At 74.6% G+C, this 19,089-nt stretch carries 15 protein-coding genes; 4 read left to right on the top strand and 11 right to left on the bottom strand.

Annotation, left to right across the window (positions count from 1 at the left end):
- Positions 1 to 18 precede the first annotated feature (18 nt).
- Positions 19 to 303 (top strand): hypothetical protein, encoded by a 285-nt coding sequence (locus ACTWO6_RS00370; RefSeq protein ID WP_446217644.1) that lies wholly within the window; start codon positions 19 to 21, stop codon positions 301 to 303.
- Positions 304 to 403: 100 nt separating this feature from the next.
- Positions 404 to 847: a hypothetical protein gene (locus ACTWO6_RS00365; protein ID WP_446217643.1), complete on the top strand. Its 444-nt coding sequence runs from the start codon at positions 404 to 406 to the stop codon at positions 845 to 847.
- A gap of 3 nt (positions 848 to 850) precedes the next feature.
- Here the strand turns inward: ACTWO6_RS00365 and ACTWO6_RS00360 are convergent, their stop codons facing one another.
- Positions 851 to 1,621 (bottom strand): PASTA domain-containing protein, encoded by a 771-nt coding sequence (locus ACTWO6_RS00360; protein ID WP_446217642.1) that lies wholly within the window; start codon positions 1,619 to 1,621, stop codon positions 851 to 853.
- A gap of 100 nt (positions 1,622 to 1,721) precedes the next feature.
- On the bottom strand, positions 1,722 to 2,405 hold the full coding sequence (locus tag ACTWO6_RS00355; RefSeq protein WP_446217641.1) for a PASTA domain-containing protein: 684 nt from the start codon (positions 2,403 to 2,405) through the stop codon (positions 1,722 to 1,724).
- A 120-nt stretch (positions 2,406 to 2,525) separates the two neighbouring features.
- Between ACTWO6_RS00355 and ACTWO6_RS00350 the strand changes: the two genes are divergently transcribed.
- Positions 2,526 to 3,884, top strand: a complete 1,359-nt coding sequence (locus ACTWO6_RS00350; RefSeq protein WP_446217640.1) for a hypothetical protein — start codon at positions 2,526 to 2,528, stop codon at positions 3,882 to 3,884.
- A 106-nt stretch (positions 3,885 to 3,990) separates the two neighbouring features.
- Here ACTWO6_RS00350 and ACTWO6_RS00345 read toward each other — a convergent pair whose 3' ends face one another.
- Together ACTWO6_RS00345 and ACTWO6_RS00340 are read right to left on the bottom strand one after the other, a co-directional pair.
- Positions 3,991 to 5,469 carry a glutamate--cysteine ligase gene (locus tag ACTWO6_RS00345; RefSeq protein ID WP_446217639.1) on the bottom strand — a complete coding sequence of 493 codons (1,479 nt, stop codon included), beginning with the start codon at positions 5,467 to 5,469 and terminating at the stop codon, positions 3,991 to 3,993.
- Between the two features lie 262 nt (positions 5,470 to 5,731).
- Positions 5,732 to 6,313: a YceI family protein gene (locus ACTWO6_RS00340; RefSeq protein ID WP_446217638.1), complete on the bottom strand. Its 582-nt coding sequence runs from the start codon at positions 6,311 to 6,313 to the stop codon at positions 5,732 to 5,734.
- Between the two features lie 101 nt (positions 6,314 to 6,414).
- Here ACTWO6_RS00340 and ACTWO6_RS00335 point away from each other — a divergent pair, with 101 nt between their 5' ends.
- Positions 6,415 to 6,924: a MarR family winged helix-turn-helix transcriptional regulator gene (locus ACTWO6_RS00335; protein ID WP_446217637.1), complete on the top strand. Its 510-nt coding sequence runs from the start codon at positions 6,415 to 6,417 to the stop codon at positions 6,922 to 6,924.
- A 259-nt stretch (positions 6,925 to 7,183) separates the two neighbouring features.
- Here ACTWO6_RS00335 and ACTWO6_RS00330 read toward each other — a convergent pair whose 3' ends face one another.
- The 7 genes from ACTWO6_RS00330 to ACTWO6_RS00300 all read right to left on the bottom strand — a co-directional run bounded on the left by ACTWO6_RS00330 (position 7,184) and on the right by ACTWO6_RS00300 (position 19,088).
- Positions 7,184 to 9,775: an ATP-binding protein gene (locus tag ACTWO6_RS00330; RefSeq protein WP_446217636.1), complete on the bottom strand. Its 2,592-nt coding sequence runs from the start codon at positions 9,773 to 9,775 to the stop codon at positions 7,184 to 7,186.
- A 130-nt stretch (positions 9,776 to 9,905) separates the two neighbouring features.
- Positions 9,906 to 11,060, bottom strand: a complete 1,155-nt coding sequence (locus ACTWO6_RS00325) for an acyl-CoA dehydrogenase family protein (protein ID WP_446217635.1) — start codon at positions 11,058 to 11,060, stop codon at positions 9,906 to 9,908.
- Between the two features lie 76 nt (positions 11,061 to 11,136).
- A complete protein-coding gene (locus ACTWO6_RS00320; RefSeq protein ID WP_446217634.1) occupies positions 11,137 to 12,669 on the bottom strand; it encodes an acyl-CoA carboxylase subunit beta in 1,533 nt (510 codons plus the stop codon).
- A 345-nt stretch (positions 12,670 to 13,014) separates the two neighbouring features.
- Positions 13,015 to 13,938, bottom strand: a complete 924-nt coding sequence (locus tag ACTWO6_RS00315) for a hydroxymethylglutaryl-CoA lyase (protein WP_446217633.1) — start codon at positions 13,936 to 13,938, stop codon at positions 13,015 to 13,017.
- A 112-nt stretch (positions 13,939 to 14,050) separates the two neighbouring features.
- Positions 14,051 to 15,418 (bottom strand): acetyl-CoA carboxylase biotin carboxylase subunit, encoded by a 1,368-nt coding sequence (locus ACTWO6_RS00310; RefSeq protein ID WP_446217632.1) that lies wholly within the window; start codon positions 15,416 to 15,418, stop codon positions 14,051 to 14,053.
- A gap of 112 nt (positions 15,419 to 15,530) precedes the next feature.
- A complete protein-coding gene (locus tag ACTWO6_RS00305; protein ID WP_446217631.1) occupies positions 15,531 to 16,157 on the bottom strand; it encodes a TetR/AcrR family transcriptional regulator in 627 nt (208 codons plus the stop codon).
- A 78-nt stretch (positions 16,158 to 16,235) separates the two neighbouring features.
- Positions 16,236 to 19,088, bottom strand: coding sequence for a hypothetical protein (locus ACTWO6_RS00300; protein WP_446217630.1), 2,853 nt, complete (start codon positions 19,086 to 19,088; stop codon positions 16,236 to 16,238).
- Position 19,089: the final 1 nt, after the last annotated feature.

Here is a 19,089-nt window from a genome sequence, read left to right as displayed (position 1 = left end):
ACATTCCCAGGAGCCAATGTGCTTCCCCGCTCCGGTGACGTACTGCACGTGACTCGCGCGGCGAGTGTCCAGTTCCTTCGACCGATCATGTTCCGGATGATCCGGGTGCTCGACTGGCCGACCTACGACGGCTGGCTGTGGCTCGACGGCTACGAGTTGAACGCGGCGGGGGACGCGGTCAACCGGCGGTCGATCTTCGTACAGTCGGAGGGGCTGCGTCAGGTCCAGGCCGCGCCGGCGCCCCGCCCGCACACCGTACGCACCCGGCGCCCGGTCGCCCGGACCCCGGTTCAGGTGGGCTGACACCACGATTGCCAGGTCGGGGGGCCTACCGCCGCCATAGAATCGGTACGCCCACCCCGGCAAAGTCTCCATCCCGCGCGTCCCGGACCCTGAACCTGGGATGGCCATGGTCAATCTGCCCGCCGCGCGGCGGCACCACCGGTCCCGTGTCGGTTACGCCTTCGGGCTCCTCGCGCTCCTTGGCGCAGCGACCGCAATCGCGGTCGCGGTCAACCACCCCGCTCTCTCCTCCACCCAGCAGCTCAGCGAGCCGGTACCGGCTCCGGAGATCACCGTGGTCGGGGAGGGCTCCGCACCGCCCGACGAGCCGGACGAGCCCGGCTGGGCCGCCGGCGACCCAGCCGGCGCGCCGCCGCGTACGACCCCGGACCGGGCCGGCGGCGGGGCCGGGGAGGGAGCGGTGGCCGAGGGGCCGGCCGGCCCGACCGGCGTACGGACGCCGGCGGAGGAGCTCAGCCGGTCACTGTTCTACTCGGGCCTCCTGGGGCTCGCCATCTCGCTGGCCGGGCTCGGCCTGGTCGGCACCAGACGACGGCAGTGGTGAGGGTCAGGGGGTTCCGGTGGCCGAGGGGCCGGGCGTGGGAGTGCCGGCGCCGGTCGTCGGGGCCGCGGCCTCGGCGACCACGACGGTGACCTGGTCACCCTCGGAGATCGCCTCGCCGGGGCTCGGGTCGGTCTCGATCACCGTGCCGGCCGGTCGGTCCGACGTCCGGCGCACCACCCGGTAGTCCACACCCAACCGGTCGAGGACCGCCCGGGCGGCCGCCTCCGGCAACCCCACCAGCGGCGGCATCGGCACCCGGGCCGCGGCGGTGGTGGCGGGCGGGGTGGTCGGCGGCTCGGTGCTCGGCGCCGCCGAGGTCGGCGCGGCGGTGGTCGCCGGGGCGGTGGTCGGCGCGGGCGTGAGCGAGGGGGACGGCGCCGGACCCCGGTCCGCCGCCCGCAGCGCCAGCCAGACGCCCACCCCGATCAGCGCGATCAGCAGCAGGGCGAGGATGCCCAGCAGGATCGGCATCCACCAGCGTCGGCCGGCCTGCTCCTCGGTGTACCACTCGGCGCCGGCCTCCTGGTAGCCGACCGGCCGGGGCGGCGGCACCCCGGCCCGCCCGGACCAGGCCGCCGGCATGGGCGCCGTGCGGTCGACGGGCTGCTGCGGCGCGGTGGCGTCCCCGGGCTCCGGCCGCGCGCTCCGGTCATCCGTCGGCGACAGCCTCCGCGTGGCGTCAGCGTCCTCCCCACCGGCGGCGCGATCGGGCGGCAGCGCGCGGGTGGCGTCGGCGTCGTCCCCGGCGGGTGGTTCCTGGCGGTCGTCGCTCATCGCACGTCCTTTCCCCACCGGGGCGGGCGCCCTGGCCCTCGATCATCCAAGTTAGCGGTCCGGACCGCCATCGGCGGGGATCAGCGCGGCGAGCCGCCGGTCAGGGGGTCGGTGCGGGACTGGCCGGCGGGGTCGACGGCGGGGCGCCGCAGACGAGGGCGACCGGGTCGTTCCACCGGACCGCGCCGCCGGCGGCCGGATCCTGCGCGGTGACGGTGCCGCGCCGACCGGTGCGGTAGCGCGGGTAGAGGCCCGCCTCGACCAGGTCGTCCGCGGCGTCGTCGCAGTCGTCGCCGACCAGGTCCGGTACGGCCACGGCCGGCGCCGGCCCGGCCACCCAGAGGGTGACGGTGACACCCCGCCGCACCGTCGTACCGGGCTCCGGCGAGGTGCGCTCGACGTTCCGGCCGGCGCCCGCGCCGAAGACCAGCCGCCAACCGAGCTTCCGCTCGTGCAACTGCCGGCGGGCGTCCTCGAAGTCGACGCCGACCAGCTCCGGCACCGTCAGCCCGCCGGCCCCGGTGGTCGTCCGGGTCACCGGGGGCGTGGTGCGGGGCGCCTCGGTGGTCGGCGTCGCCCCGGTCGGGGCCGGCGCGGTGGTCGCCGCCGCGACGGGCCGGTCGGCCCGACGGGAGTCGCCACTGGCGAGGATCCAGCCGCCGCTGGCGCCGATCACGGCCAGCAGCACCACCGCGAGGCCGCCGCCGAGCAACAGCCTGACCCGGTCCGGCCCCTGGTCAGCCGGCCCGGGTGAGCTCTGCCGCTCCGGGTACCCGTCCGTCATCGCGTCCACCGCCTCATCACCGGCGACCGTAGCCGCCGCCACCAAGCCCCCGGCCGCGAGCCGGTCCCGGCTGCCCGCCACGACTCGCCGCGCCGACGCTGGGACGCTACGCTCCCCGACATGGCCAGACTGGGCTGGGGAGGATCGGTCGCCACCGCGATCGGCGTCGCTGCCGGTGCGGGCGCGGCGCAACTGGGCTTCGGCTACGGCCTGGGCATCATCGACTGGACGCCGACCGAGGCCGCGACGGTCGAGGCGGCGTGGGTGGCGAGCCTCGCCTGGGCCACCTGGATCTCCGCCACCTCCGTGGTCGCGGGCGCGGTCTGCGCCCAGCGGCTGCGGGAGCGGGGCGGCGAGGACGAGGAGCCGGGCGGGACGCTGGGGAAGGTCACCCTCGCCGTCGCCGGGGCGGTCGGCGCGCTGATCACGGTGCTCCTGGTCGCCGTACCGGCCCGCGCGGCGCGGGTGCCGGACACCTTCTCCCCGCAGACCGTCGCCGCGGGCTACGCCGCCGTCGGACTGCTGGTCGGCGTGCTGGTGGCGAGCTGGGCGCTGCACTCGCGGGCGGCCGCCACCAACCTGATCGCCACGACCGGGTGGCTCTGGCTGCTCGCCGTGGTCTCGGTGGTCGACAGCGTGCTCGCCGGGCGGGGCCTGACCAGCGCGCAGCTCGGCATCTGGCAGATCAGCGCGGACAGCGACCGGTTCTGGATCCGGGACTACTTCTACTGGCCGGGGGCGCTCCTCGCGATGGGCTCCGCGCTGGTGATCGGCGCGCTGGCCGCGCGGCGTACCGCCCGGCTGCCGGAGCGGCGGGTCGGGGCGGTCGCGTCGGGAGCGGCCGGACCGCTGCTCGTGGCGGTGGCGTACCTGCTGGCCGTGCCGAGGCTCGCCGCGATCGCCGCCGAGCAGGTCTCGGCCCACCTGATCGCCCCGTACGCGGTGATCGCCGGGGTGGGCGGCTCGGCGCTGGTGGCCGCGCTGGCCCAGCGGGCGGAGCGCCGCACCGCCGCGCCGGCCGGGGTGACCCTGCCCCGGCAGCGCACCGCCGAGCCGGACGACCTCTCCACCGGCACCGACCGGGAAGCCCTCGACCTTCCGCCCGCCGACGAGGCAGCGGGGAGCGCCGACGTGGCAGCGGGGACCGGTGAGCCGACCGCCGCCGCCCGCACCGGCCGATCGGGCCGGCGGCCCGCCGGAGCGACCCGCGGCACCGGGGCGGCCAGACCGACGCCGGAGACCGCTGCAGGGCTGGCGGTGGCGGAACCGGGCACGCCCCCCGGTCCCGCCACGGCTTCCGACCGGAGCGTCCCGCGGCCACGCGACGGGGCGGCGGCGGACGTGGCGCCCGCGCCGGACCCGGCGGCGGCGGACGTGCCGTCGGCGGGCGAGGCGAGCGGAACCGGCCAGCCGAAGAGCGGCCCGACGACCCCGCCGACCACCGGCCCGAAGACCAGGCCCGGCCGCCGCAACCGCTGATCCGGCCGCGCGTCGACGCCGCGACCTTTCCGGTGGAGTCGGCACGGCCGGGCCGGCGCGGTCGGTCGTACCGGCGGAGAGGCTGGCGTGGCGGGGACCCGGCGGGTCAGTCGACCGGCCAGGTGTGCACCGGCTCGTTGCCGCGCTGCAGCTCGGCGTAGCGCTGGAGCATGTCGTGCAGCGCGGCGTCCCGGTCCATGCCCCGGTGCCGCTCGGCCGCCCAGACGGCCTCGGTCTGCCAGACCGCCCCGTTGCGGCCGGTACGGCAGCGCTGCTCGATGATGCCGAGCAGCCGGTCCCGCTCGGCCGGGGCGACGCCGAACCGGTCCAGCCCCTGGGCGGCCTTCGGCAGCAGGACGTCCAGCACCAGTTTGGTCACCGGGACCTCACCCAGCCGGGGCCAGTGCAGCACGGCGTCCATGCCGCGGCGGGCGGCGGCGTGGAAGTTCTCCTCGGCCGAGCTGAAGGTGAGCTGGCTCCAGATCGGCCGGTCCGACTCGGCCAGCCCCCGGGCCAGCCCGAAGTAGAAGGCGGCGTTGGCCAGCATGTCCACGACCGTCGGGCCGGCCGGCAGCACCCGGTTCTCCACCCGCAGGTGCGGGCGGCCGTTCATGATGTCGTAGACCGGCCGGTTCCAGCGGTAGACGGTCCCGTTGTGCAGCCGCAGCTCGCTCAGCTCGGGCACCCCGCCGGCGTGCAGCACCTCGACCGGGTCCTCGTCCGCGCAGATCGGCAGCAGCGGCGGGAAGTACCGGACGTTCTCCTCGAAGAGGTCGAAGATCGAGGTGATCCACCGCTCGCCGAACCACACCCGGGGCCGTACGCCCTGCGCCTTGAGCTCGTCCGGGCGGGTGTCGGTGGCCTGTCCGAAGAGGGCGATCCGGGTCTCCGCCCAGAGCTGCCGGCCGTAGAGGAACGGCGAGTTGGCGCCGATCGCGACCTGCACCCCGGCGATCGCCTGGGAGGCGTTCCAGTAGTCCGCGAAGCTGTCCGGCGCGACCTGGAGGTGGAACTGGAGGCTGGTGCAGGCGGCCTCGGGGGCGATCGAGTCGGTGTGCGTCCGGAGCCGCTCGACCCCGCGGATGTCCAGCTCGATGTCCTCGCCCCGGGCGCCGACGATCTGGTCGTTGAGCACCCGGTAGCGCTCGTTGGTGGAGAGGTTGTCGGCCACCAGGTGGCGTTCGGTGAGGGTGGGCAGGATGCCCACCAGGACGATCTTGGCGTCCGACTTCGCCGCGCGCTCGTCGGCACGGCTGAGACTGCTGCGCAGGTCCTGCTCGTAGTCGGCGAAGCCGACGCCCTCGATCAGCCGGGGTGGGGCGTTCAGCTCCAGGTTGAACTGCCCCAGCTCGGTCTGGAAGAGCGGGTCGGCGATGTCGGCGAGGATCTGGTCGTTGCGCATGGCCGGCTCGGCGGCCGAGTCGACCAGGTTGAGTTCGATCTCCAGCCCGGTCATCGGGCGGTCGGCGTCGAACCCGAAGTCGTCCAGCATCAGCGCGAAGACGTCCAGGCACCGCCGGACCTTCTGCCGGTAGCGGACCCGGTCCTCCCGGGAGAAGGCGCCCTGCTCGACGTCCCTGCCCATGTGTCCTCCCGGCGCGAGGCGCAACGGAACAGTACCGTTCCGGAACGCATTGTGAACCATTCACGTTAAGAGCACGCGCATGGCCGGGACCAGGGGGACCGGTCCCGCGATGCGCTCCCGGAGGCATCACTACCCAGCCGGTGCCCCGAACACCGTTGGCCGGAGACGAATGAGTCGTGACAATTCGCACCCTCACCGGCGTACGCGAACGGGCCCGCGCCGTCGGTGAGACAGCGCGGGCCCGTCGGATCGTACGGGGGGATCAGGCCTGGCGGACGGCCTCGCCCTCGATCTCGATCTTGATCTTCTTGCCGACCAGGACGCCGCCGGTCTCCAGGGCGACGTTCCAGGTGAGGCCGAAGGCCTCGCGGTCGATCTCGGTGCTCGCGGAGAAGCCGAAGATGTCCTGACCGAACGGGCTGCGGCCGACACCCTCGAACTCGACCTCCAGCTCCACCGGACGGGTGACGTCCTTGATGGTCAGCTCGCCGGCGAGGATGAACTCGTTCCCGTTCCGGGACTTCACACCGGTGCTGCGGAACTCCAGCGTCGGGAACTTCTCCACGTCCAGGAAGTCCCCGCTGCGCAGGTGCGCGTCACGGTCGGCCATTGCGGTGTGGATGCTGGCCGCCTGGATGGTGGCGGTGACGGAGGACTCCATCGGGTCCTCCGCGATGGTGATCGTGGCGGTCGCGTCCGCGAACTCGCCGCGCACCTTGCTGACCATCATGTGCCGCGCGACGAACCCGACCCGCTTGTGAGCCGCGTCCAGCAGGTAGGTGCCGGCAGCCGGGATGGTCAGACCCTCCCAGTCGCGGGTAACCGCTTCGGTGCTGCTGGTCATGGTGCTGTCCTCCAGGGGAGATTGTTTAGTAACCCAACGACTGACTGAGCAACTATAGGCACAGCAATATTCCATGTGTCAAGTACTGCTAGGATGGCCACGTGGACGAGAACGTGTTCGCCGACCCCCGGATCACCGCCGTCGGCCTTTTCTACGAGGTGCACGCCGGCCTGACGACCCGCTTCGCCGCCCAGTTCGAGGAGCACGGCCTCTCCCCGGTCGAGTTCGAGGTGCTGACCCGCCTCGCCCGCTCGCCCGGCAACCAGCTGCGGATGACCGACCTCGCGGCGCAGACCTCCCTCTCCACCAGCGGGGTGACCCGGGTGGTCGACCGGATGGAGCGCGACGGCCTGCTCTGCCGCAGCGCCTGCCCCTCCGACCGGCGCAGCTCGTACGCGGTGGTCACCGGCGCCGGCCTGGCCCGGCTGGACGAGACCCTCCCCGGGCACCTGCGAATCATCGAGGAGTGGTTCACCGGACAGCTCGAACCGGACGCGCTGGCGGCCCTCCTCGACAGCCTGCGCCGGATCCGGGACGCGGTGCACCCGGGCGCGACCGCGGGGAGCACCGGGTCCGCGCCGGCCGAGGCGCCGGCGGAGACCGCCTCCTGAGCGGAATCCGCCGTTCCGCCCGCCCACCGGCAGAAAGACCGGCAGAACCGACCTACCGCCGGTCTATATCGGGCGTAAAAGCCACCAAATCGCCCAGCAGGTGCGGATAGTCTTCGCTCAGCGGGGGCGCACCGGGGGGTGCCGGCGCGAGCGAGGAGCGAGGGGCAACACCAGGGGGCTTTTTCGCTCGCGCCACCCCCGCGCCTCCTTACCCGCGGGAGACCGTCCGGGGTCGGTCCCCGCGCGGCAAACACCAGGATCAGCCGGGCGCACCCCTTCGGGTGCCCGCCGTGCGGCGCGCCACCAACGCGTACAGCAGGGCCTCCTCCTGCGGCAGCAGACTGACCCCGCCCGCCCGGCGGACCTCGTCCAGCCGACTCAGCACCCTCACGTCGGCCGTACTCGCCGCGAGCCCGACCAGCGCCTCCACCACGTCCCGCCGGTCCTGGCCGTCGACGCCCGCCTCGGCTGCGGCGGCGAACCACTCGGCCGCCAACTCCCGGTCGCCCTGGTACAGGGCCAGGTTGCCCTCGATCAGCGCGCAGACCGCGTCCTCCGGTCGCCCGGCCGCGGCGCCCTCCGCGCCGAGAGGCGGACGGCGCTGGCCGGGCACCGGGGAACCGGCCGTCCCCGACCGCAGCTCGGCCACCACCTCAAGCGCCTCGGCGGCCCGGCCCTCCTGGGCCAGCGCCAACCCCACCGTGCCCAACACCCGGCGGCGGTGCCCCGGGTCGCCCAGCTCGGCCAGCGTCGCCGCCACCCGCCGCCCCTGCGCCACCGCCTCGGTGTACCGGCTTGCCAGGCGCATCACCTCGGCCAGGTTGGCGCGGGCGAGCACCCGCAGCCGCCGCTCCCCGCACTGGGCGGCCAGCCGATCCACCGTGGCCAGCCGACGCCGCGCCCCGGCCAGGTCGCCCACCCGGATGTCGTGCCAGGTCAGGTTGTTCTGGGCGACCGCCATGTCCCGCACCCGGCCGTGCCGGGTGGCCAGCTCCAGCACCGCCTCGGCGTGGTCCCTGGCCTCGTCGTGGCCGCCGGTGGCGTGCAGCAGCGCGCAGAGCACCGACCGTGCGGAGAGCTCCCCGGTCACCTCGCCGGCGTCCCGGAAGACGTCCAACGCGGCGCGCGCCGCCGGCAGCTCCTCCGCCCCCGCGCCGTGCTCGGCGGCCAGCTGGGCCACCCCGAGCAGCGCCCAGGCCCGCAGCACCGGATCGGCGTCGGCGGTACGCGGATCGGCCAGCAACCGGTGCAGCCAGCGGCGCCCGGAGACGTCCCGCCCCCGGAACCGCCACCAGCGGGGCAGCGCGGCCGCCAGCCGCAGCGCGGTGACCGCATCGTCGACGGCGGCGTGCGCCAGGGCGGCGATGATGTCGCCGGTCGCCTCGTCGAGCAGGTGCACGGCGGCGGTGAGGTCCGGACCGACCAGATCGGGGGCGGTCCGGACCGCCAGGCCGGTGACCACCTCCGCGTGCCGGCGCCGGACGCAGGTCAGCTCCCCCTCGCCGGCCGCCTGCTCGCTGGCGAAGTCGCGTACCGCGTCGAGGAGGCGGAACCGGAACGGCCCCGTGCCCCGGACGCTGAGCAGGCCGAGCTCGCGCAGCCGGTCCAGCAGGGGGACCGCGTCCCGCCGCTCGCCGCCGTCGGCGAGCAGCTCCTCGGCCAGCTCGACCGACCAGCGGTTGCGGAACGCCGAGAGCCGGCGCAGCGCCGCCCGCTCGGCGGGCGCGAGCAGGCGGTAGCTGGTCGCCACCGCCTCGCGCAGGGTCACCGCGCGGTCCACCGGGTCCCAACCGGGCCGGCCGCCGGGCGGGGTGGCGAGGTCGAGGACCCGGTCGCCGTACCGGTCGAGCAGCTCGGTGACGTCGAGGATCCGGCCGCGGGCGGCCATCAGCTCGATCGCCAGCGGCAGGCCACCCAGCCGACGGACCAGCGCGGCCAGCGCCGGCAGCTCGGCCGGGGTGGGTGGCTCGCGGCGCACCTGGGCGAGGCGGGCGATGAAGAGCGCCGCCGCCGGCCAGCGGTCCAGCTCCGCCGGTGCCGCCGGGACGGTCCCCGCCGGCGGTACGTCGAGCGGCGCCACCGGCCGGACCAGCTCGCCCGGCAGGCCGACCGGGTGCCGACCGGTCACCAGCACCCGCAGGGTCGGCGCCGCGGCGACCAGCCGGCGCAACGCCTCGGCCACCGGATCGGGTGCCCGCTCCGCCGCGTCCAGCAGCAACAACGCGGGTTGCCCGCCGAGCCGGGCGGCGAGGTCGGCCAGCCGGTTCACGCCGAAGACCCCGGCCGAGGCGGCCAGCACGTCCGCCGTGTCGGAGCCCTCACCGACCAGCACCCCGGCGACGCCGGCGGGGTGGTCGGCGGCGACCGCGTGGGCCACGGCCAGGGCCAGCGCGGTCTTGCCGACGCCGGCCAGCCCGACCAGGCTCACCACCGGATGGTCGGTGCTCAGCAGGGCGCCGATCTCGGCGACGTCCCGGTCCCGGCCGATCAGCGGGACCGGCTGCGGGAGCACGATGGGCGTACCGGAGGGGGCGGCGCCGGGGCCGGTGACCGGGAGGTGCCGCGGTGCCGGACCGGTCGTGCCGGCGGCGGGCGACGGCCGGGCCGCGGCGAGGAAGGTCGTCCGGGCGGCGCCGGTCAGCCGGAGCGCGTCGGCGAGCAGCTCGACGGTGGTGCGCTGGGGTCGCGCGGACCGGCCCCGCTCCAGGTCACGGACGGTCCGCACCCCGACGCCCGCCCGGCTCGCCAGCTCCGCCTGGGTGAGGCCGGCGGCGTGCCGGTGCCCCCGCAGCAGATCCGACAGCACGGTGCGACCGGCCGGGCTCCGTGAACGATCATGATCCGGAGTCATGGGCACGAAGAGTACGGATCGGGTGCGACGGCCGGCAGGTCATCGTCGGCCAGCCGACGGTCCGCCGCGGATATCCGACAGCGGCGGCACCCGTCCGGGCCTCGACCGGCCCGGACGGGTCTGCTTCACCTCACATGCCCAGATCGCGGGCGATGACCATCCGCTGCACCTCGCTGGTGCCTTCGCCGATCTCCAGGATCTTGGCGTCCCGCCAGAAGCGGGCCACCGGGTACTCGTTCATGAAGCCGTAGCCGCCGTGGATCTGGGTGGCCTCGCGGGCGTTGTCCACCGCGATGGTGCTGGCGTGCAGCTTGGCGATCGCGGCCTGCCGCTTGAACGGCTCGCCGGCCAGCATCCGGGCGGCGGCGTCGTAGTACGCCAGCCGGGCGGTGTGCGCCTTCAGCTCCATGTCGGCGATCTTGAACTGGATCGCCTGGTAGTTGCCGATCGGTCGGCCGAAGGCCTGGCGCTCCTTCGCGTACTTGATCGACTCGTCGACGCAGCCCTGGGCGAGGCCGACGGCCAGGGCGGCGATGGCGATCCGCCCCTCGTCGAGGATGCGCAGGAACTGGGCGAAGCCCCGGCCGCGCTGGCCGAGCAGGTTCGCCGCCGGCACCCGGCAGTCGTCGAAGGTCAGCTCGTGGGTGTCCGAGGCGTTCCAGCCGACCTTGGAGTACGCCGGCGCGACCGTGAAGCCGGGCGTCCCCGACGGCACGATGATGGTGGAGAGCTCCTTCGAGCCGTCCGACTTGATGCCGGTGACCGCGGTGACGGTGACCAGCGAGGTGATGTCGGTACCGGAGTTGGTGATGAACGCCTTCGAGCCGTTGATCACCCACTCGTCGGTGCTCTCGTCCAGCACGGCCCGGGTCTGGGTGCCACCGGCGTCCGAGCCGGTGCCCGGCTCGGTCAGCCCGAAGCCGGCCAGGGCCTCACCGCTGAGCAGCTTCGGCAGCCACTGCGCCTTCTGCTCGTCCGTGCCGAACCGGTAGATCGGCATCGCGCCGAGGGAGACCGCCGCCTCCAGGGTGATCGCCACGCTGGAGTCGACCCGGGCCAGCTCCTCCAGCGCCAGGCAGAGCGCGAAGTAGTCGCCGCCCATGCCGCCGTGCTCCTCGGAGAAGGGCAGGCCGAACAGCCCCATCTTGCCCATCTGCCGGACGATCTCGTACGGGAAGGTGTGCTGCTCGTAGTGCTCCGCGATGGTCGGGGCGATCACCTCGCGGGCGAACTCCCGCACGCTCTCCCGTAGCGCTTCCTGTTCCTCGCTGAGCCGGAAGTCCATCGGTTCCTCCTGTGTGGACGGGACGGGCCGCCGGGCGCTCGTGACGCCGGGACGGGTCGTGCGGGTTGCCCGGGACTCAGACCGGGGTGACGCCGTGCCGGCGCCGGGAGAAGTGCCGTTCCTTGGTGCGGGCGGCGGCGAACCGGCGGACCAGCTCGTCGCGGAGCTCGTGCGGTTCGACGATCGCGTCGACCACCAGCTCGCTGGCGAGCCGGACGACGTCGATGTCCCGCTCGTACTCCTCGCGCTTGGCGGCGACGAAGGCGGCCCGCTCGGCCTCGTCCGAGATGGCGGCGATCTTGTTGGCGTAGACCGCGTTGACCGCAGCCTCCGCGCCCATCACCGCGATCTTCGCGGTGGGCAGGGCGATTGTCGCGTCCGGCTCGAAGCCGGGCCCGGCCATCGCGTAGAGACCGGCGCCGTACGCCTTGCGGACCACCACGCAGATCTTGGGTACGGTCGCCTCGGAGATCGCGGTGATCATCTTGGCGCCGTGCCGGATGATGCCCTGCTTCTCCACCGCGCTGCCGACCATGAACCCGGGCACGTCGCTCAGGAAGAGCAGCGGCACGTTGAACGCGTCGCAGAGCTGCACGAACCGGGTCGCCTTGTCGGCCGAGTCGACGAAGAGCACCCCGCCCTTGAACATCGAGTTGTTGCCGACCACGCCGACGACCTCGCCGTTCAGCCGGCCGAAGCCGATGGTCAGCTCCTTGGCCCAGAGCGCCTGGATCTCGAAGAACGAGCCGTCGTCGAGCAGGCCCTTGACGTACCGGCGCATGTCGAACGCCTGCCGCTCGCTGGCCGGGACCAGCGCGGCCAGGTCCACCTTGTCGGAGGCGGGGACGGCCTCGGCGGCGGGCGGCTGCTGCGTCCAGTTGGCCGGCAGGTACGACAGGTAGGTCTTCACCACGTCGAGCGCGTCGGCCTCGGTCTTGCAGAGGAAATGCCCCACGCCGGACTCGGCGCAGTGCACCTTCGCCCCGCCCATCGCCTCCAGCGTGGTCTTCTCGCCGGTGACCATCTCGACCATCCGGTCTGAGCCCAGGTACATGCTGGCGTTGCCGTCCACCATGGCGACCACGTCGCAGAACGCCGGGATGTACGCCCCGCCGGCCGCGCTGGGCCCGAACAGCGCGCAGACCTGCGGGATCGAGCCGGAGGCGCGGACCTGGTTCCAGAAGATCTTGCCGGCGCCGCGCCGGCCGGGGAAGAGGTCGACCTGGTCGGTGATCCGGGCGCCGGCCGAGTCGACCAGGTAGACCATCGGCACACTGGTCGAGTACGCCCGCTCGATGATCCGGATGATCTTCTCGACGGTACGCGCGCCCCAGCTGCCGGCCTTGACCGTGGAGTCGTTGGCCATCAGGCAGACCTGGCGGCCGTCGATGGTGGCGGTGCCGGTGACCACGCCGTCGGCGGGCAGCCCCTCGGCCATCGCGTTGGCGTAGAGCCCGTCCTCGACGAAGGAGCCCTCGTCGACCAGGAGCGCGACCCGCTCGCGGGCGAAGAGCTTGCCCTTGGCGGCGTTCGCCGCGTGGTACTTGTCCGCACCGCCGGCCCGGGCGCGCTTGCGCAGCTGCTCCAGTGCCTCACCGTCGAGCGTCACGCCGACTCCCTCGCCGCCTGGGCCGGCCGCCTCGTGAGCGGGCCGACCGACCTGAACGATCGTTAGGTTAGCGCATCGACGACCCCTCCGGCGACCCACCGCCACCGACCCGCCAAGCACCTCGGAGAGCGGCCCGGACCGACGGACGACTGACCACTGGTGGAACACCACGGGTGCATCCGGGGCCGGAAGACACCCATGCCGTTCCACCACAGGAGCGCCCGGTGCACGTGCGCGGTGGACCGCAGAAGTGATCAAGAGGTTTGCGTCAGGTCCAGGGCCGGATCCTGACGCAAACCTCTTGATCAACCGGGCGGAAGCGGGCCGGGTGAGTGGGGCCGGGGGTCAGGGGGTGGGGCGGGGGGTCAGGCGGGTGCGGGGGCCGGCGCGGAGGACGCCGGAGGGGAGCTTCTTGCCGAGCAGCTCCTCGGCCAGCTCGGCCGCCTCGATCAGGGCGTCCAGGTCGATGCCGGTGTCGATGCCCATGTCGTGCAGCATGTGCACGGCCTCCTCGGTGGCCAGGTTGCCGCTCGCCCCCGGGGCGTACGGGCAGCCGCCGAGGCCGCCGACGCTGGCGTCGAACTCGGTGATCCCCAGCTCCAGCGCGGTCAGCAGGTTGGCCAGCGCGGTACCCCGGGTGTTGTGGAAGTGCAGCAGCACCGGGATGTGCGCGTTGCGGTCGCGTACCGCGGTGATCAGCTCGCGGACCCGGCGCGGGGTGCCCATGCCGGTGGTGTCGCCGAACGCCACCCGGTCCGCGCCGTCGCGGACCACCCGGTCCACGATGCCGGCGACCCGCTGCGGGTCGACGTCCCCCTCGTAGGGGCAGCCGAAGCTGGTCGCCACGATCACCTCGGCCCGGGCGCCGGCGCCGTGCAGCAGGTCGATCAGCTCGGCGATGTCGTCGAGCGACTCCTCGGTCGAGCGGTTGACGTTGCGCCGGTTGTGCGTGTCGCTGGCCGAGACCACCACCTCGATCTCGGTGAAGCCGGCGGCCAGGGCCCGCTGGGCGCCCCGGGTGTTCGGCACCAGCGCCGAGTAGCGCACGCCCTCGGCCCTGGTGGCCCGTTGCCACACCTCGTCGGCGTCCGCCATCTGCGGGATCGCCTTCGGGTGCACGAACGAGACCGCCTCGATCCGCTTGACGCCGGTGCCGGAGAGCGCGTCGAGCAGCCGCACCTTGGCGTCGGTGGGAATGGGCTCCTCGTTCTGGAGCCCGTCCCGCGGCCCGACCTCCCGGATGGAGACGAAGTCCGGCAGTTCCGCCATAAGGGGTCACCTCACTGTGACGGGGTTACGTGGTGGATGCCTCCAGCCTCCCACCCCACCCCACCCCTCCGCACCCGCCCGCCCCCACCCCGCCCTCACCGGGGGTGGGAGGTCAGCGCATCCGGCCCACGATGCCGGTGTCGTAGTCGCCGGAGAGGAACTCCTCGTTCTCCAGCAGCTCCGCGAAGAACGGCAGGTTGCACTTCGGGCCGGCGATCTCGAACTGGGCGACGGCGGCCTTCGCGCGGTCGACAGCCTCCGCCCGGTCCTTGCCGCTGACGATCAGCTTGGCCATCAGGCTGTCGTAGAAGGGGGTGACCGTGTTGCCGGCGACGTAGCCCGAGTCGACCCGGACCCCGGTGCCCGTCGGCTCGTTCCAGGTGGCGATCGCGCCCGGGCCGGGCAGGAAGCGCTTCGGGTCCTCGGCGTTGATCCGCAGCTCGATGGCGTGGCCGCGCGGGGCGAGCGCGTCCGGGTCGAAGGCCGGGGCCAGGCCCGCCGCCACCCGCAGCTGCTCCTCCACCAGGTCCACCCCGTAGACCAGCTCGGTCACCGGGTGCTCCACCTGGAGCCGGGTGTTCATCTCCAGGAAGAAAAATTCTTCGGACGCGGGGCCCTCACCCTGGAAGTCCCGCGGGCGCGGGACCAGCAAGCACTCCACCGTGCCGGCGTTCCGGTAGCCGACCGCCTCACCGGCGCGGACCGCGGCGGCCAGGAAGCGTTCCCGCAGCTCCGGGGAGACCGCCGGGGACGGGGACTCCTCGACCAGCTTCTGGTTGCGCCGCTGCACCGAGCACTCCCGCTCGCCGAGGGCCACCACCCGGCCGTCGGCCAGGCCGAGGATCTGCACCTCGACGTGGCGCACCCGGGGGAAGTACCGCTCCAGCAGCACCGAGCCGTCGCCGAACATCCGCTCCGCGAACGAGCGCACCTTGTCGTACTCGGTGCGCAGCGCGGCCTCGTCCGTCGCCACGCCCATGCCCATGCCGCCGCCGCCGGCCGCGGCCTTGACCATCACCGGGTAGCCGATCTCCGCGGCGGCCGCGACCGCCGCGTCCAGGTCGGCCGCCGGCTCGGTGGTCCCGGGCGCGACCGGGACCCCGGCCGCCGCCATCAGGTTCCGGGCGTTGATCTTGTCGCCCATCGCGGTGATCGCGTCCGCGCCGGGTCCGACCCAGATCAGGCCGCTGGCCTCGACGGTACGGGCGAACTCCGCGTTCTCCGACAGGAAGCCGTACCCGGGGTGGATCGCCTGCGCGCCGGTGGACTTGGCGGCGGCGAGGATCGCCTCGACGTTCCGGTAGCTCTGCGCCGGGTTCGCCGGGCCGACAGAGACCGCCTCGTCGGCCTCGGTCACGAACGGCAGGCCGGCGTCGGCCTCCGAGTGCACCGCGATCGCACGGATGCCGAGCCGCTTGGCGGTACGGATGATCCGGCGGGCGATCTCGCCCCGGTTGGCGACCAGCAGTGACTCGATCATGTTTCCTCCCAGCGTCCAGGGGTGGGGACGGCTGTCAGGTAACCACGAGCCGCCGGTTACTCACGAGTCGCGAGGCGCCCGTGACCCGATCGGTGACCGGGGTGGGGTGGGATCAGGCGGGGGTGGTCGGGGCGAGGAGGGCGGCGAGGGTGGCGGCCCGGAGCAGCTGGGCGCGGCGACGGCGGTCGACCTCGCCCCCGAGGAACGGGGTCGAGTTCATCAGGCCGAAGGCGGCGTGGGCCAGCACCCGCGCCTCACCGTCGGGCAGGCCCGGGTGCAGCGCGGTCAGCACGCTCACCCACTCCTCGACGTAGAGCCGCTGGAGCCGGCGGATCCGGCGGCGCGGCTCGTCTGGGAGCCGATCCAGCTCGTGCAGGTGCAGGGCGATCACCGCCGGGTTGGCCAGCGCGAACTCGACGTGGAAGTCGATCAGCGACTCCAGCGTGCCGCGCGGATCGTCCGGGTGGTTGGCGGCCCGCTCCCGACCACCGGCGAGCAGCCCCTCGCTGACCGGGATCAGCGCGGCGGCCAGCATCGCCTCCTTGCCGGCGAAGTGGTGGTACAGCGCCGGACCGGTCACCCCGGCGGCGGCGCCGATGTCGTCCATCGACACGCCGTGGTAGCCGCGGGCGGCGAAGAGGCCGACCGCGATCTCCAGGATCTCGTCCCGCCGGGACCGGCGCCGGCCCGCGCCCGTCGCGCCGTTCGCCGCACCCCGCGCCTGCTGTTCCACCGCCACCGGGCAAGCCTAGACCGCGGGCAGCGCGCGGTGGAGTCTCGGTTACCCGTCGGTTGCCTCACGTTGCCCCGGTCAGCCCTACTCGATGCCGTGCTCCGCGCGCAGCTTCGCCGCCTCCGCCGGGCGGCCCAGCTCGTCCAGCGCGCGGGCCAGCAGCCAGGCGCCCTGGGCCGCCGGCCGGGACCCGGTGGGCAACCCGCCGAGCACCCCACGCAGCAGCCGCTCCGCCTCGGCCGGCCGGTCGTCGCGGAGCAGCAGCTCCCCGGTGAAGAGCTCGACCTGCGCCGCCTCGCCGAACGCCTCGATGCCGCGCAACCGGCCGGGCACGCCCGCCACCCGGTCCAGCGCGGCGGTCAGCCGGTCCTCGGCGGCCAGCACCCGGGCGCCGGCGTCGGCGGCCATCGCCCGCTCGTACGTCACCACCGGCGGCTCCTCCGGCAGGTCGGCGAGCGCCCCGGCGGCCGCGTCCAGCACCTCGATCGCGGCCATCGCCGCGGGCAGGTCCCCGGACCAGTGCAGGGCCAGCAGCTCCCGCCGCCGCACCCGCAGCTCGTCCACGGGATGCCCGGCCAGCCGGTACGCGGACGCCGCGGCGGCGAACCGCTGCGCCGCCACGGCGTCCCGGTCCGCGTCGTAGAGGATGCCGCCCGCCTCCTCCAGCACCTGACCCCGGTGCGGCAGGTTGTCCGGGCCGTCGAGGTTCTCCGCGAGCTGGTCGAGCAGGGCGAGGGCGGGCTCGATCTCGCCGAGGCCCTCGTAGACGCCGGCCAGCAGGTGCCGGCACCGGTCGGCCTCCGCCTGGGCGCCCAGCCGGTCCAGCCCGATGACCGCCTCCTCGGCCACCTCCGCGGCCTCGCCGAGCCGGCCGGCCAGCCGGTAGGCGTCGGCCAGCTCCCAGCGCAGCAGCGCGTCCCCCGGGGCGCCCTGCTCCACGCAGAGGGTGACCGCCTCGGCGAGGTCGTCCACCGCCTCGCCGGCCCGGTCGGCGGCGAGCAGGGCCCGGCCCCGGGTGACCCGGAGCGGCAGCCGGCCGCCGGGCGGGACCACCCCCAGCACCTCGTCGCAGGCGGCGACCGCCTCGGCCGGGTCGTCCGCAGACCGGGCGTACGCCAGGCAGGCGGCGGTGCGCAGCTCCGGGTCGCCCACCTCCCGGCTGAGCCGGCGGGCCCGGTCGGCCGCCTCCCGGAACTCGTCGGCCCGCTCCATCTGCTCCAGGACGTGCGTGCGGTGCAGCGCCACCCGGGCCGCCAGCCACGGGTCGACGTCCGCCTCCGCGGCCGCCCGGTCGCTCGCGTCGAGCGCCTCCGTCCAGCGCTCCCGGTGCACGTACGCCTGGGCCAGCCGGTCCCACGCGGCGGCCCGTTCCCGCTGGTCGCCGTGGCGGGCGAGGTGGTCGGCGGACTCCCGGGCCAGGGCCAGCCCCTCCTCGGCGCCCTCGTCGGTGAGGCAGAGCAGCGCGCCCAGCCGGCCGGCCACCACCTGCGCGCGGACCGGGTCGGGCACCGCCCGCCAGGCCGCCAGCGCGGCCCGGTTCATCTCGACCGCCGTCGCCGGATCGGCGGCCCGCTCGTCCAGCTCACCCGCGCGCAGCTCCAGCCGCCGGGCCCGGATGGCGGCCGGCAACTCGGCCCCGCCGAACCGCTCGTCGTACGCCCGCAGCGCGGCGAGCAGGCCGTCCCGCCGGTGGGTACGCCAGCACTCGTCGGCGAGTTCGAGCAGCTCGTCGGCGGTCGCGTCGGCCGGTACGACGACCTTGGCCGGCGTGACCGTCGGAGCCGGCTGGGCACCGCCCGGGGCGACCGCCGGCGGCGTCGCGCGGACCGGGCGGCGCAGGCTGGCGGAGAGCGGCAGGTGCTCGCCGACGGGCTGGGCGGCGAGCCGCCGGGCGATCAGCCCGGACTGGTGCGACGTGCCGTTGCGCGCGTCGAAGCGGGCGGCCAGCGCGGTCGCCGTGTCGGCCAGATCGTCGGCCAGGGCGCCCACCGGCACCTCGGTCGCCGGCCGGTCGCCGAACGCCCGCCGGTGCACGGTCAGCTCGCCGGGCACCTGCCGCAGCGCGGCCGAGGCGGTGGCCGCGAAGTGCATGGCGGCGGCGGGGGTGGGCGCCCGGTCCAGCCAGTCGAGGTGCCGTTCGACCAGCTCCAGCGCGCGGGCCTCGTTGGCGGTCAGGGTGCAGAACTCGACGTGGTCGGCGATCTCCCACAGGTCGGAGAGGCGCCCCCGCAGCCGCCGGTACGCCTCCCGGTGCGCGTTCCGCGCGGCGTCGGCCCGGCCGGTCTCCAGGTAGGGCCGGAGCAGCGCGGTGAGGATCGCCTGCGGCTGCTCGGTGCAGGTCAGCCGCCCGGCGAGCACCGGCTCGGCCAGCGCCACCGCCTCGTCGTGCCGGCCGGTCGTGGCCAGGTGCTCGACCTGGGTGGTCGGGTCGCAGCCGGCGCAGTCGGAGAGCGCGTCCCGGGGCGTGGTCATCCAGCGCCGGTACCACTCGGCCGCCTCCTCCGCCGCGCCCAGGTGGGCGGCGACCAGGTAGCGGTGCTTGTGAACGGCCTGGAGGCTGTGCCCGGACTCCCGGTACCGCCGCTCCATGTCGTCGAGCACCGCGTAGGTGCGGTCCAGCGGCAGCTCCGGGAACTTCAGCATGGCGTTGACCATGTACTTGAAGAACCAGAGCAGCTGGTGGGTGTAGCGCTGGTGATAGGGCTGCGGGTCGCGGTCGTACTCGGCGAGGCACCAGGAGAAGGTCACCACGGACTTCGCCGGCTCGCCGCCGTAGACGTACGCGGTGGTGCCGGTGATCCGGGCGGCGAAGGCCAGGTGCCGGTCGTCGCCGGCGTCGGCCCGCCGGAGGAGCTGCTCCAGCGCGGCGATCTGCCCGGCGCCGTACGGCATGTTGTCGATCTCGTGCAGCATCCGCCAGAGGTCGTCGTCGCTCACG

The sequence above is a fragment of the Micromonospora sp. IBHARD004 genome (assembly GCF_052814115.1).
This window is presented reverse-complemented; position numbering and strand designations above follow the sequence as displayed.

Coding starts and splice junctions, on each gene's coding strand:
- ACTWO6_RS00310 (WP_446217632.1), bottom strand. CDS start 15,418: ATGATCGAGTCACTGCTGGTCGCCAACCGGGGCGAGATCGCCCGCCGG.
- ACTWO6_RS00355 (WP_446217641.1), bottom strand. CDS start 2,405: ATGACGGACGGGTACCCGGAGCGGCAGAGCTCACCCGGGCCGGCTGAC.
- ACTWO6_RS00325 (WP_446217635.1), bottom strand. CDS start 11,060: ATGGACTTCCGGCTCAGCGAGGAACAGGAAGCGCTACGGGAGAGCGTG.
- ACTWO6_RS00350 (WP_446217640.1), top strand. CDS start 2,526: ATGGCCAGACTGGGCTGGGGAGGATCGGTCGCCACCGCGATCGGCGTC.
- ACTWO6_RS00315 (WP_446217633.1), bottom strand. CDS start 13,938: ATGGCGGAACTGCCGGACTTCGTCTCCATCCGGGAGGTCGGGCCGCGG.
- ACTWO6_RS00340 (WP_446217638.1), bottom strand. CDS start 6,313: ATGACCAGCAGCACCGAAGCGGTTACCCGCGACTGGGAGGGTCTGACC.
- ACTWO6_RS00330 (WP_446217636.1), bottom strand. CDS start 9,775: ATGACTCCGGATCATGATCGTTCACGGAGCCCGGCCGGTCGCACCGTG.
- ACTWO6_RS00345 (WP_446217639.1), bottom strand. CDS start 5,469: ATGGGCAGGGACGTCGAGCAGGGCGCCTTCTCCCGGGAGGACCGGGTC.
- ACTWO6_RS00365 (WP_446217643.1), top strand. CDS start 404: ATGGCCATGGTCAATCTGCCCGCCGCGCGGCGGCACCACCGGTCCCGT.
- ACTWO6_RS00360 (WP_446217642.1), bottom strand. CDS start 1,621: ATGAGCGACGACCGCCAGGAACCACCCGCCGGGGACGACGCCGACGCC.